At 47.1% G+C, this 14,093-nt stretch carries 8 protein-coding genes; 3 read left to right on the top strand and 5 right to left on the bottom strand.

Annotation, left to right across the window (positions count from 1 at the left end):
• Nucleotides 1–91: 91 nt before the first annotated feature.
• The 3 genes from EL628_RS26815 to carA all read right to left on the bottom strand — a co-directional run bounded on the left by EL628_RS26815 (nucleotide 92) and on the right by carA (nucleotide 5,537).
• Nucleotides 92–940, bottom strand: coding sequence for a GNAT family N-acetyltransferase (locus EL628_RS26815; RefSeq protein ID WP_126583048.1), 849 nt, complete (start codon nucleotides 938–940; stop codon nucleotides 92–94).
• A gap of 232 nt (nucleotides 941–1,172) precedes the next feature.
• Complete coding sequence (carB, locus tag EL628_RS26810) at nucleotides 1,173–4,385, bottom strand: carbamoyl-phosphate synthase (glutamine-hydrolyzing) large subunit (RefSeq protein ID WP_126583047.1); 3,213 nt, start codon at nucleotides 4,383–4,385, stop codon at nucleotides 1,173–1,175.
• The gene (carA, locus tag EL628_RS26805) at nucleotides 4,386–5,537 is read right to left on the bottom strand and encodes a glutamine-hydrolyzing carbamoyl-phosphate synthase small subunit (RefSeq protein WP_126583046.1); all 1,152 of its coding nucleotides are present in this window, start codon (nucleotides 5,535–5,537) and stop codon (nucleotides 4,386–4,388) included. It abuts the gene before it with no gap.
• Nucleotides 5,538–5,907: 370 nt separating this feature from the next.
• Here carA and EL628_RS26800 point away from each other — a divergent pair, with 370 nt between their 5' ends.
• The 3 genes from EL628_RS26800 (at nucleotide 5,908) to EL628_RS26790 (ending at nucleotide 13,012) form a co-directional block, all read left to right on the top strand.
• Complete coding sequence (locus EL628_RS26800) at nucleotides 5,908–7,539, top strand: carbamoyltransferase C-terminal domain-containing protein (RefSeq protein WP_126583045.1); 1,632 nt, start codon at nucleotides 5,908–5,910, stop codon at nucleotides 7,537–7,539.
• Nucleotides 7,540–7,681: 142 nt separating this feature from the next.
• Nucleotides 7,682–9,166: an isochorismate synthase gene (locus tag EL628_RS26795; RefSeq protein ID WP_126583044.1), complete on the top strand. Its 1,485-nt coding sequence runs from the start codon at nucleotides 7,682–7,684 to the stop codon at nucleotides 9,164–9,166.
• A gap of 483 nt (nucleotides 9,167–9,649) precedes the next feature.
• A complete protein-coding gene (locus EL628_RS26790) occupies nucleotides 9,650–13,012 on the top strand; it encodes an AfsR/SARP family transcriptional regulator (RefSeq protein ID WP_126583043.1) in 3,363 nt (1,120 codons plus the stop codon).
• A gap of 132 nt (nucleotides 13,013–13,144) precedes the next feature.
• On the opposite strand, the gene EL628_RS26785 is transcribed toward EL628_RS26790, so the two are convergent.
• Both EL628_RS26785 and EL628_RS26780 read right to left on the bottom strand, forming a co-directional pair.
• Entirely contained in the window at nucleotides 13,145–13,375 is a 231-nt protein-coding gene (locus EL628_RS26785) for an Os1348 family NHLP clan protein (protein WP_126583042.1), read from the bottom strand.
• A gap of 11 nt (nucleotides 13,376–13,386) precedes the next feature.
• The gene (locus EL628_RS26780; RefSeq protein WP_126583041.1) at nucleotides 13,387–13,593 is read right to left on the bottom strand and encodes a hypothetical protein; all 207 of its coding nucleotides are present in this window, start codon (nucleotides 13,591–13,593) and stop codon (nucleotides 13,387–13,389) included.
• Between the last annotated feature and the right edge of the window lie 500 nt (nucleotides 13,594–14,093).

Below are 14,093 nucleotides of genomic sequence, written 5' to 3'. Positions count from 1 at the left end.
TCTGTTCAGGGTTAGTGCGCGTCACCGTATCAATTTGGGAAAAACATACGCTTCGGTGTCTTGGAAAAATTCCTCAAGGCGTTTTTTCCTCTCACTGATCCCATTGGGTTCCTACGAAGTTGGTAGCGGATGACGGCCACTCGTACATTTCGATCCTACAGTATTCTCGGAAGCCCAGGCGTTGGTAGACCGCATAACCCATGGAGGATGAGCCTAAAATGCCTAATCGATAGCCAAGTCTGCGGGCATCCTGCAACGCTGCCAGGGTGATCGCAGCCCCAATGCCTTGTCGTCGTGCTGGTGGAAGCGTCCAGACAAAGTAAATTCCGGCGACTCCTGCCCCCAGGAAGAGGGATGCGGTGGCCACTGGCTCGCTATTCCAACGGCCCAGGTAATGATGCCATGCTTCCTGATCGCTCAGTCCGGCCTTCTGGTACATCTCCCCGACCCAATTCGCCTCGATCTCCCCCTCACCAAAACCCATGCCAAGTGTTTGTTTCCACACCCAGAGTTCCTGCTCATCATGGACGCGTTCAATCACAAAGCCTGTAGGAATAGAAACCTGTTCAGGAATGGTCTGCAAATCGACGGCCATGCCTAGCTCACTACCACCCGGCGTGAAGCCGTGCGCAACCAGTCGCTCGCCAAGATGAGCAGGACGCATCGAGGGGCCAACGTGCCAGGACCCTGGCACCTTGTGTGCCTGGAAGCATTGCACCGAGGCGAGAATAGCCTCATCTACAGTCTCTGCTGTCAAGGTCGCACGCACCACACAATTATGGTAGCTAATGGGTGCACCACCAATAATCCACTGAATGGCTGGCTCATCGCGCTCTTCTCCCCCTCCTAACCGTCCAAGAGTAAGTAAGAACTCTCTGACATTGGCCTCAATTGCATTCATGATGGATGGCTCTGAAAGGTCTTGTAGTCGTTGATTCATAGGAAGCTCCTGGATGGTTTAATGCTTACTATATATGTGCCAAACACTCCTATGCGTCGGCATCTTCCGTACTGGCTCCTTTTCGTGGAAATGTTCTAAAGAAATTTCTTCCCTCCCTAGTTTACCATCTTCACCTGAGAATATGGGTTCATACACACTCTCGGTGATGCTCGCTTGTTAGTGAATAGTGCACAATCTCTCAGAGCGAAATCCTAAAATGATATGGTGACCCCTAGTGAGCTCCCACTGCGGTGATCATATATTCATTCCAGGCCTTCGTAGGCAGGCTTGCTACGTCTTTGGTTGCGATGGCCTTGATAAAGAGTCGTGCCTGCGTGAGCCTGGTGAATAAGGGAATATTGTGATCGATAGCAGAGCGCCGCAAGATATATGCGTCATTGCTCTCCTGGTGGCTCTCTTCATCCTCGATCGCAATGACCAGATCGATCGTGTGTTGATGGAAGGACGTAAGAACATGTGGCTCTTCCGCTTCATGGACGTTGTAGAGTCTGGTGACGGCGATGGCCTGTTCATGCAAGAATTCGTAGGTCTCTTCGGTTGCATAGAGTGGAATCTGTAATGAGTTCAGGAGCTTTGCGCTCTCTAGAAACAGCTGTTTCGTTTCGTCTCCCAGCAGACGAAGAAAAACGCCTTTGTGAGGGACCCGCCCATCTGTTGCAATAATTGCCTTCAGATACGCCTCTTCCAGATCCTCTCCGAAGCAGGCAACTTCACCTGTCGATGCCATCTCAACGCGTAAGAGTGGATCTGCTCCGCTCAAGCGTGAAAAAGAGAATTGTGGAGCCTTAATCGCCGTAAATGGTAATGGAGGCAGGGAGACGGCTGGAAGATCTTCTTGAAAGAGCGCATCCACAAAGAGCTCAATAAAATTCACTCCAGTGACTTTTGAGATGAAAGGGAAGGTACGTGAAGCTCGTAAGTTGGCTTCAATGACATAGACCTGATCGTCTTTCACCAGAAACTGAACATTGAAGGGGCCAGTAATCTGTAATGCAGCAGCGATAGTAGACCCGATCTGCTTCATCTCCGCACTGATCGGCTCGCAGAGAGTCTGTGGTGGAAGTACGATAGTGGCATCGCCAGAGTGAACGCCGGCATGCTCAATGTGCTCAGAGATTACGGCTACTTTGACTGAGCCATGTTGTGCAACTGCATCCAGCTCAATCTCTCTGGCATTGCGTATAAACTTAGAGACCGTAATCGGGTGTTCAGGCGTTATGGCAGCAGCTTTTTCCAGGTACTGCTCCAACTCTTCTTGATCAGCGCAGACATTCATGGCGCTTCCAGAAAGTACATAGGAGGGTCTGACCAGCACAGGGTAACCAACCTGATCAGCAAAGCGCGTTATCTCTGGCAACGTCGTAAAATTTCTCCATGCAGGTTGTTGTACCTTGAGAGTATCAAGCAAACGTGAAAACTGATACCGATCTTCTGCCTGTTCAATCTGCGAGGCATCGATCCCCAGCAGCGGCAGGCCATAGTTTTGTAAGGCGGTAGAGAGCGTATTTGGGGTCTGACCGCCAACGGAGAGGATCGCCCCTGCTGGCGCTTCAAACTCATAGATATCAGCTATGCGTTCAAACGTAAGCTCTTCAAAATAGAGCCGATCAGACGTATCATAATCGGTGGAGACCGTTTCAGGATTACAATTGATCACAATAGAGCTTTTCTGATAGTTCTTGAGCGCCTGTACGGTACTGACACAGGTCCAGTCGAACTCGACTGAGGAGCCGATGCGATAAGGACCAGAGCCTAAAATAATGATACCCTGTGCTCCAGTTGGGTCGACATCATGATGGGACCCATTATAGGTCATATAGAGATAATTCGTCTGAGCTGGAAACTCAGCGCTCAGCGTATCGATCTGGAAAACGACGGGCTTAAGATTGAGCTTCAGGCGTAGCGAGCGAATCGCCTGTTCTGTCTTACCAGTGAGTTCGCCAATACGCTTATCCGATATCCCTAACTGCTTCAGGGTGAGCAATCGCTGCCTTGAAAGATGAGGCGTCGCTCTAAGAGCCTGTTCTGTATCAAGAATATGTTGAATACGGTGCAAAAACCAGGGATTAATCCCTGTCATCTCTGCAATCTCTTCAACGAAAAAACCAGCTTGCAGCGCCAGAGCCAGCGCAAGGAAGCGTTTTGGCGTGGGCGTACAGAGATGGTGTGTGATGTCTGTGCGTCCTGCCTCATCACGAGTGAACGCTTTTGTGGAGGTGGCACCCTCAAAACCGAGATCCAGCATGCGGATCGCTTTTTGGTAGGCCTCCTCAAAGCTGCGGCCTATCCCCATGACCTCCCCAACAGACTTCATACTGGTGCCAATCGTGTGATCAACATGCTTAAATTTATCCAGATCCCAGCGTGGAATTTTCACCACGACATAATCCAGACTGGGCTCAAAGCAGGTTTGCGTCGTGCCAGTCACTTTATTGGTAAGTCCTGTGAGGGCATAGCCAAGGGCCAATTTAGCTGCAACATAGGCCAGTGGATAGCCAGTCGCTTTACTCGCCAGGGCCGAGCTCCGTGAGAGCCGCGCATTGACCTCGATCACATAGTATTCAGAGGTGTGGGGGTGAAGAGCAAATTGCACATTACATTCACCAACGATCCCCAGGCTCTTCACAATGGCTATCGATGCATGACGCAAGAGATAATAGTCGTGGTTGGTAAGCGTCTGACTGGGTGCAACAACGATAGATTCGCCTGTATGGACCCCGAGTGGATCCATGTTCTCCATATTGCAGACTGTGATACAGTTATCATCTGCATCACGCACGACTTCATACTCAATCTCTTTGAAATGATGAAGATACTGTTCAATCAGAACCTGAGGAGCAAATGCCAATGCGCCCGAGACAATCTGTGCAAGGGCCTGTTCATTGTGAGCGATTCCAGATCCCTGGCCTCCCAGTGCAAACCCAGCACGAACCATGACGGGGAAGCCGATGGCGGCCCCAATCTGTAGCGCATCATCGACCGTCTCAGCGCTTCGGCTCAGAGGTGTGGGAATATGGATGGTATTGAGATGTTCCGCAAACGCCTGACGATCCTCCGTCAGCATAATGGCTGAGATCGGGGTCCCCAGAATCTGCACCTGAAATTTCTCCAGGATACCCTTATGATACAGCTCAAGGCCACAATTGAGCGCCGTCTGCCCGCCAAAGGAGAGGAGAATGCCATCTGGACGTTCTTTCTCAATAATCTTTTCCACAAAAAAGCTGGTCACCGGTAAAAAATAAACGGTATCCGCAAGCAACTGAGATGTCTGAATGGTGGCTATATTAGGATTGACCAGAATACTAAAGATCCCCTCTTCCTTGAGCGCTTTCAGGGCCTGCGAACCAGAGTAATCAAACTCACCGGATTGCCCGATCTTGAGCGCTCCTGCTCCGAGCACCAAAACTTTGCCTGGTTTTCCCATTTAACACCGTATCCTCTCAAGAAAATAGTCAAAAATCCATTCAGTATCCATCGGCCCTGGGGCCGCTTCTGGATGAAATTGGACAGAGAAGAAAGGGAGCTCGTGGTGCTTCATCCCTTCATTACTTCCATCATTTGCGTTCGTGAACCAGGGCGTGAACCCTTGAGGAAGCTGGTCTACCGCAAAACCATGATTCTGAGTCGTGATATAGCAGCGTGGTGTTCCATTCAATACACAGGGCTGATTCTGGCTGCGATGACCAAACTTCAGCTTATACGTCGTCCCTCCTGCCGCAAGGGCCAGAAGCTGGTGACCCAGACAGATACCAAATAGCGGGATTTTTCGCTCCAACGCCTTGCGAATCGTTTGAATTGTTTGCTGCACCATTTGTGGATTGCCCGGCCCATTCGAGATCAGAATGGCATCAAAGTCGAAGTGATTGGTTGGTGAGAACAGATCCCAGTCCCATGGCACGGTCACGACCCGTACATGGCGGTCAAGCAATGAGCGGACAATATTGCGCTTGGCACCACAATCAATCAATGCGATCGTATAATCGCCATGTCCCTCCACCTGAACAGATGATGTGGAGACCTGAGCCACCAGATTCTCTTGATTGGGATCATAGAAAGGGATCGTGTCCTCAAAAATGATTTTTCCGAGCATCGATCCATGCTGACGGATGTGTTGAGTCAATAGACGGGTATCTTTGATCTCCAGGGCAGCGATTTTTTCTTGATGCAGCCATTGCTTCAACGTCATAATACTGCTGTAATGCGATGGGGTATCGATGTAATTAGATACCACCAGCCCCTTCACCCGGATGCTGTTACTCTCCCATAAGGCCGGACCAGGTACCCCATAATTGCCGATAAGAGGGTAAGTCATGACCAGAATCTCACCAGTGAAAGAAGGATCGGTAATCGCTTCAGGATATCCCACCATATTGGTACTGAAAACAACCTCTCCAGCCGTAGCCTGCTCGTACCCAAACGAGAAACCTGCAAATCTGCTCCCATCCTCTAAGAGCAATGTGCCAGAGGGAGAACGTTCAGCAAAGGAGCGATCTGAGAGGCTCTGCTCACTTTCCTCCACATAATACGGTGAAATATCATTCACAATTGTGCTTGTATGTATGCTATTTCTGTTCATCGTACTCCTTTACAGACGTTGAAAAGACGATCTTCATCAAGAAGAAGGATACAAACGAAGACTTATAAAGCTCTTAAGAAATTCATAATAAAAATGTAAGAACGACATCTATTATTTAAGAGGTAACAATGAGAGCCACAGTGAAGGTATATAGAGCAGCCAGGCCATGAGTTCTCGCCAGAAGTTCTCAATGAATGAGCAATGTACAGATGTACAGGAGCGTGAGGATGCTCACAGCGAAGGATGGTCTGAGAACGAGAGCGCGTTGACCTCTCTTGTGCTGATACCTGTTTTGAGGCAGGCCTGTCAAAAGACTTTTTCTCAGAAGACATTGTGCTACGTGTTTAGATGAATTTCGGGAGAAGATCACATGAAAATTCTTTCTTTCAAACCTGGTCACGACGGCTCAGTTGCCTTTGTGGAAGATGGCAAACTCTTGTTCTCGCTTGAGGCAGAGAAAGATTCTTTTTCTCGTTATAGCCTGATCACCCCCCAGGTCATTGTTCAGGCTCTTGATCTGGCCCCATCTCTTCCAGATGTGGTAGCCATTGGTGGGTGGCATAAACAATTCTCCAACATTTATTCAGGCATTGGAGCAGGCTATTTTGGCTTACAGCCGGGTGAAGTGCAGGACGGTCGTTTCTTTGGGAAACCCGTCAAAGTCTTCAGCTCCTCTCATGAGCGCTCGCACCTTTTTATGTCTACCGCCATGGCACCGATTGCTCCCTTAAAGGAATGTATCGTCCTGGTCTGGGAAGGATTTATGGGTGCCTTCTATCACTGGCAGGACTATGGCGCCAGGATCTCGCGCATTGATGTTTTGACTCAGCCGGGTTTTCGCTATAGCGCTCTGTTTGCGCTGGGTGATCCGACATTTTCCGAAAAAGGAGAAGATACACGGTTAGAGGATGCAGGAAAGCTGATGGCGTTAGCGGGTTTTTATGATGGTCGGGATATCCCAAAAGGTGATCAGCTCGTCATAGAGAGCCTTTTGACATCCAAGACCGTCTTTCCTTTTGATAAAAGAGTCTATAAAGAAACACAGTTATATAACTGTGGCGTAAATACACCCAGAATGCATGCAGCTGCATACTATATCACTAACCGTCTCTTCGAAATCTTTTTTGAGGTAGCGAAAAACCGGTTGCCACAAAACCTGCCTCTGGTCATATCGGGCGGCTGCGGATTAAATTGTGAATGGAATCAGCGCTGGCGAGCCAGTGGACTCTTCAGTGACGTTTTTGTACCTCCGTGTACCAATGATACTGGATCAGCAATTGGAACGGCAGCCGATGCGATGACGCATTTTGGAGAGCCCTGTCGGTTAGAGTGGAGCGTCTATGCTGGAGCACCGTTCCTGCGTGACATCGAGCCCGATCCCCAGGTATGGGCGAAAAAGCCATTAGATCTTACCGGGGTGGCTCAGCGTCTGGCTCAAGATTCCGTTTTTGCCTGGGTACAGGGTGGATATGAGATGGGCCCGCGAGCATTGGGGCATCGCTCCCTGCTGGCCTCTCCTTTGACCAGTAACAGCAAGGATCTCCTCAATACCATCAAAAAGCGTGAGTCCTATCGCCCCATCGCCCCCTGTAGTCTGTATGAAGATCTTGAAAAGTGGTTCGAGCCAGCCATTGATGATCCCTATATGTTGTACTTTAGCAAGGTCAAAACCCCTGCACTGCCTGCTATTACGCATGTGGATGGAACGGCAAGAGTGCAATCGGTAAAAACGGAAAACGAGCCAGTCCTGCATAGCTTATTAGAAGCCTTCAAGGCCGTGACTGGTTATGGGGTCCTGTGTAATACCTCGCTTAACTTTAAAGGGACTGGCTTTATTAATCGTACATCAGAACTGGTGGCGTATTGCGAAGAAGAAGGGATTACCGAGTTCGTTATCGATGATCTCTGGTATAGCCGATCAGATGCGTCTAAGGTAAGCAACCCAATCCATTTTGAGCAACGGGCAGAGCCCATGCGTTTATGGGGAAGCATGGGCATATAACTGCGCATACAGAGACGGATAGTGGGCTCCTTCACCCTGGAAATGTCGGATCAAACGCATTTCGCAGAAAGGGGCCCTTTTTCAACAGTCTGTGCGGGGAGCAGTTTGTCACAGACCAACAGGATACGGGAAAGGAATTATCATGAAGGTTCTTCCTGGATTATTTCAAGATACCCTCCTTCGTTTACTCCAGCAGGCTCATAAAAGAGCAGAGCAGCATAAAAAGGATATTCTCATTAGCTTGACTGTCCCCATCACCGTACGAGATGGATTAACCCTCTTCTCGTCCAACCGATATCAACAGGACAGCCAGTTTTTTTGGGAGCATCCTCAGACGCAAAGGACGCTCGTAGGGATTGGCTGTGCTACTCGTATACAGCTCGATGGTGGCTCACGTTTTCAAGCGGTTAATGCGTATTGGAAAGAGCTTCTCCAGCATGCGGTTATTCAAGAGGAACATACTCTTTCCCTCTCATCTGGACAGGCACATATCAGCGGGCCCATTCTGTTTGGAGGATTTGCTTTCCATGAGACAGAGGAAAAAAGCGCTTTATGGGAAGGTTTTCCTGGTGCCTCATTTGTTGTTCCATTAATTCTCTTTAGTACGCACAAAGAAGATACAACAGTCACATTTAACTATATTGTGAAACCCGATACAGCCCTGTATCGAGATGAAGACTATTGTGTCACCATTTTTTCGCAGCTCCTGGTTCTCCAGGAAGAGACCTATACACCTGGAGCCAGTCATCCAGAGAGAGAACTGCTGATCAAACGGGATAAACAATTTCTGACTGCGGATGACTGGAAGCAGCTTGTCTCACAATCAGTGCAAAGCATCCGCCAGGGAGAGTATCAAAAAATCGTACTTGCCCGTGGAATCAAAATTGAGCTTCAGCCAGCCACAGAGCGCTTCAATATTGGTGATATCGTCAACCATCTTCGTCACCACCATTCAAATGCGTATATTTTTGCGCTCCAACATGAGAAGCGCTATTTTTGTGGTGCGACACCTGAGCTCCTCATCAATACACACAACGGCACTATCCATACCATGGCCCTCGCCGGTTCTGCACCGAGAGGGCAAACCCTGGCAGAAGATCAGAACATCGCGATGCATTTGTTACAGAGTAAAAAATTGCTTGAAGAGCACAGGTTCGTTGTATCTGCAATCTATCAAGCGCTTCAACCACTTTGTGCCAGTGTCTCTTATTCAGAGAATCCTGAGATATTGAGACTGGAAAATGTGCAGCATCTGATTACCCCTCTTGCTGGAAAATTATTACCCATGCGCACCATCCTCGATCTTGTTGAGGCCTTGCATCCAACTCCAGCGGTTGGTGGTCTGCCTCAGAAAAAGGCACTGGAGATCATTCGTCAGGAAGAAAAGCTTGATCGTGGCTGGTATGCCAGTCCGATCGGGTGGCTTGATGCCTATGGCAATGGTGAATTTGCAGTTGCCCTACGGAGCTCACTCATTGACGGGCAGAGCGCAACTCTGTTTGCGGGATGTGGTATTGTCGCTGATTCCGATCCTGAAGAAGAGTATAAAGAGACCTGCTGGAAATTTCAGGCAATGATGAATAGTCTAGGCGTCGGCATATCCACCTTACCACAGCAAGACCTTTGAGAAAAGGGGCGCGTCACTTTTCGATCCAGGTTGATACCGGCAAGGCATTCCCACTGGTGGAACGCCTTGCCGGTATCCTCATATCTCTCAAAAAGAAATGTGAATAAAAAAAGTCTATTTATATAAATAATGAATAGATGAGATAGATTGAAGAGATGTGCCAGACGAGAGATTACTCTCTCCCTCTTTTTCTACCTCAAATGAAGATTACGAATGATGCGAAAGAGCTTAAATGTCAAATTTCTGTAAAAATATACGAAACAGTACGCCAAAATATCATTGCATGTTTTAATGTTAAGTGGTATTCTGTGTATAGATACTTTAACCAGCCTGTTGAACCACCATTAGCTTAAGAATTGTACATAGGAATTTATCTCCGATAATACTTTTATCACAAAGTTTGAACAGAGAAAGAGAAAACGCAAAAGATACTTTTGGGCAATGTAGTGAGTAAACATTAATCCTGGCTAGAGGAATAATGCATTGCAAGATGTCTGTCTTATCAGAAAAATAGTTGGTCCCAATCTTCCCTCAACGTTCCTTCATCGTGAGGCCCTGGTCGAACGACTGCAAGAGATTGTGATGCGAAAACCCTCAAAAAATAATGGTTCTGGGGCCAACTACAAATTAGTCCTCCTTTGTGCGCCCGCAGGATATGGGAAGACAACACTCCTGGCCGATTTTGCCCGTTCAACAGCGATCCCTTGCTGCTGGTATTTTCTTGACAGTACTGATACAGATTACGTCGTCTTTCTACAAAACTTGCTTGCCAGTATCTGTTGTGTTTTTCCCTCCCTGGAAAGAAAATTAAAATCGGTCTTCATGGATATATTTCGGCAAGAAGCCTCCTCCCCCATGAAAAGGTATCAGGCAGCCATTGATGCTTTGTGTACGATTATCTCCGAAGATGTGTCCGAAGACTTTGTCATTTTCTTGTGTAATTATGAAGAAGTGAATGAGCATAAAACCTTTAAAAATCTGATCAACTATTTGCTCAAGAATCTTCCCAAGCAGGTAACGCTTTTTGTTGAAAGTCGAGTTGTCCCCAATATCTCCTTCTCATCCCTTCTGGTTCAAAATGAAATGTGTGGCCTGAATACAGATGCCTTGCGCTTCTCGGCTCAGGAGATCATTGCACTGGCGAATCTTCAGGGAATCAATGCGCTGACGGAAGATGAAGTTGCTCAGTTAACTACCTATTTTGATGGGTGGATTGCAGGCATTTTAATCTGTACCTATCTGGGCGAACGAAACTTTTTTCACCAGGGCTCACCTCTTTCCGATATCCAGAGCCTGCCTTCATACCAGGTTGATTCGGTCGCGATCCAAAAGCGCAACGAGCTCTTTTCTTATACGGTCAATGAGGTTTTTAAGTACGATAGAGAGCTCCAGCGTTTTCTTCAGGCCTCTTCGATCCTTCAGCAGATGGAGCCAGATATCTGTAATGAGCTGTTAGATAGAACTGATGCTGCCGAACGTTTGTCACGTTTAGAGTATCAGGGATTATTTGTGACATCGTATAAGCAATTCTCTCAAAATATTTACGTCTGTCATCCAGTTATTCGTGAGCTTTTCAATAAGCAGTGTTATGAGCAGGATCGAGGTCGCTTTTTTCAACTCCATTACAAAGCGGCTCAGTATTGGCGCGCACGACAGCAATATGAGCAAGCACTCTACCATGCGCTTGAGTCAAGAGCCTATGATCTGGCCCCGCAGATCATTTTTGAGGGCTATAAACAGCTTCTGCAACAAGGACGGATCGAAACGCTGTCACGCTGGCTCGATAAACTTCCATCAGAAATGTTAGCAAGCCATCCTCGTTTCTTTTTAATTCAGGCAACCATTCATCTCATCAGAGGACAGCATGAGATGGCATTCACGCTGCTCAATAAAACGTCCACGCTGATCGAGGGTTTTTCTGAGAGGACAGCCCAGTGCCATATTTTGCAGGCGGAAGTGGATATTCTCTATAGTAAAGCACTGTTTCAGACAGGCGATTATGTTCAGGCTCAAAATTTTTGCCAGCGAGCTTTAAGTGTCTTGCCAGTTGACGAGATCGAGCTGCAATCAGAGGCCGAAATGCGCCTGGGAAGTTGTGCAAACCTCCAGGGAGACTTTACCACTGGTATTGTGCATCTTCATCGGGCGCTCTCTCTCTGGGATAATCAACCTCCTGCTAATCTTGCCGTCGATATCCATAGCGCATTAGCCAATACCTATTATCTGATGGGGAATTTTGAGTTAGCGCAACATCATCTTATGAGAACCTTAAAATATTGTGAGCTGCTACAGGACGAGCAGCGAAAGATAGAGAACTTAATTCTCAAAGGTATTCTCTACAAAAATCGAGGAGCGTATAAAGAAGCAGAAGAGACGCTACTGAATACATTGGAATTAGCGCGTAGCCTCCTTTACACTCGTCGTGCAGAAGCATATACCTTAGTGAATCTTGGCTCTCTCTATATGGAGCAAGGGAATTACTCGCAAGCTTTGATCTACTCTGAAGATGGACTGACCCTCTCTTATAAATGGGGAAATCAGAGCATTATCAATAGTACCCTGGCTGATATTGCACTGATTCATCTTTTTATGGGAGACATCACGAGTGCGCTCCACTTTGCCGAAAAGATTCATGTGAAAAGAAGCCCTGGCAAGTCCATTGGATACGAGCAAGTTGAACAAGAATTGACCTATTGTATCATTTTTCTGTATCAGCACCGCTATGCAGAAGCATATACACGGTTAGTTGCCATTGATCATGCGCTCGAGGAGACCCTGTTAAAGCGGGGCCGGTTACAGACCAAGTTATGTCTTGCGGCATGTCTGATTGCGCTTAATCAACATGAAGATGTGATACGCCATTTGCAAGAAGTTGCTTCACTGCTGATAGACTCGGAAAGTTATAAGCAATTGATATTTGTCGAAACAAAGTGGTTCCCGACATTGCTGCAAGTGATGAAAAGTTCTCCCCAGCTTGTAAAGTTAAGAGCCATTTTAGAGCTGCCTGAGGAGGACTGCCAGGAATATCAGAAGGGCTCAGAAACAGAGTATCTGCCTCAGGTCACTGAACCATGTCCACCAAAAATTGCTATTATGGCTTTTGATGAGCCCATTATTCTCCTGAGTGGACAACCGATTAAACATTGGCGTATGTCCTATGCCAGAGAGCTCTTTTTCTATCTCCTTGAGAGTGACCGTCCAATCAGCAAAGAGAAGATTATTACCGCGCTCTGGCCAGAATATACAAGCCAGACGAATCAAATGTTTCATTTAAGTATCTATCATATACGCCGATTAATCGGAAAGCTCTGTCTGGTTCGGCATGCTGAAGGCTATAGTCTCAACCTAAAAGCGTGCTTTGGTGAGCATGTATGGTATGATGTGCAGGAATTTCGTGCGCACAAAAGAGAGGCCGAGCAGGCGGTTGTGCTGAAAGATGATCTTCGTGCCAAAGAGGCCTTTCTCAAAATGGTTGAGCTGTATCGGGGTGACTACGGCAGTTTATTCTATAATGACTGGTGTACTGTCAAACGAGATGAATTAAGGACGGCCTATACAGATGCTCACCGACAATTGGCACAGATTGCCTGGCGTCATGAAGCATTCGATGAGAGTGCTGAGCACTGGAGCAAGATGCTGCATATCGATCCATGTTTAGAAGAAGCCCATTATGGTCTGATGCGCTATTACCTGCGCCAGGGAAAGAGAAATCAAGCACTTCGACAATATCAGCAGTGCAAAACAATTCTAAAAGAAGAGTTGGGCATTCAACCCCGACTGTCTCTGCAAAAATTATATCAACAGCTCACTGATCCTCTTGATTCGATAGAGCATAACGAACACTAGTCGTTGCAGGTTCCTGCTTTTTGCTCATGCAAAGCTTTCTAGACAGCCGTCTCTCGTTCGCTGGAGTTTTAGTGAACGTTTTCAATACAAAGGGAAATCGGGGATAGTTTGTACCGGGGCGAAAGCAATTCATTAGATTGAATTGCTTTCGCTCTGTTCGTCTAGTGTTAATTTCTTGCTGAGACGATGGCAAAACTCTGGAAAAGGGAGAGGAGCAATATCGATGAAGAAACGTTGTTCATCTGGAGTTAACTCCAGGCCTTCATTTTGAAGCGTCTGCAACGGATTCTGTTGTATCGCTTGCCGAAATAGTGGGTCTATCGATGCCTGGCCAAGAATGCGGTTGAGTATTTCCCAGGACATACGCTTTACCCTTATTGAAGAATCGCTATGTGGACAAGTGCAGGCCAGACGGGTCCTTCATAGGGTCTATGAGGTAAGATTCTTGGCAATAACACAAGAAGAATTGCTATCATCGCAATGGCAATGCCAAACTGACGCAACTGAAAAACGGTCACCTTGCGGGTTACAGAAATGAGGACAGTGAAAAACGCGATAGTGCTCATGAACATTTTGTGCATGTATTTCTTCTCCAATTGTACTTCTAAAGTTGTACCTCTCCAATGGAAGACTCAAACATACGTTGAGCCAATGATGTACAACAACTCGCTATCAGATAAAACTGTCTACAAACAGAATCTTTCTGCATTACTGCAAGCGGAGCGTAATTCCTCCTTAGATGATTCTCTTTTTAGAAGAGATGAGCCTGTGGTTGTAGAAAGTGTATTCTGTTTCTAGGAGAAGAATACATGATGGATGCTTTACAATCACTTTACACAACACTTTACATCTTTACATGAGGAATGATCCAGCCTGTATGTGGAAATTTTGGAAATATTTGGTATGGTTTCCATACTCAGGAGGGACGTGAAACACAGGTTTCCAACCCATAGAAGATGGCTTGGTGTGACACAACGACCTGTTCCACCCTTGACAGCTCTTTCTGAGGAGCAACGAACACAGGCATAAGGTCGCTTTGCTATCATCCCCGGCACTGGAAGATGGAGTGACACAGGCTTTT

Origin of the sequence: Tengunoibacter tsumagoiensis (assembly GCF_003967535.1) — a bacterium.
GTDB lineage: Bacteria > Chloroflexota > Ktedonobacteria > Ktedonobacterales > Ktedonobacteraceae > Tengunoibacter > Tengunoibacter tsumagoiensis.
Note: the sequence above shows the minus strand (reverse complement) of the source record. Positions and strands in the feature narration are given on the sequence as shown.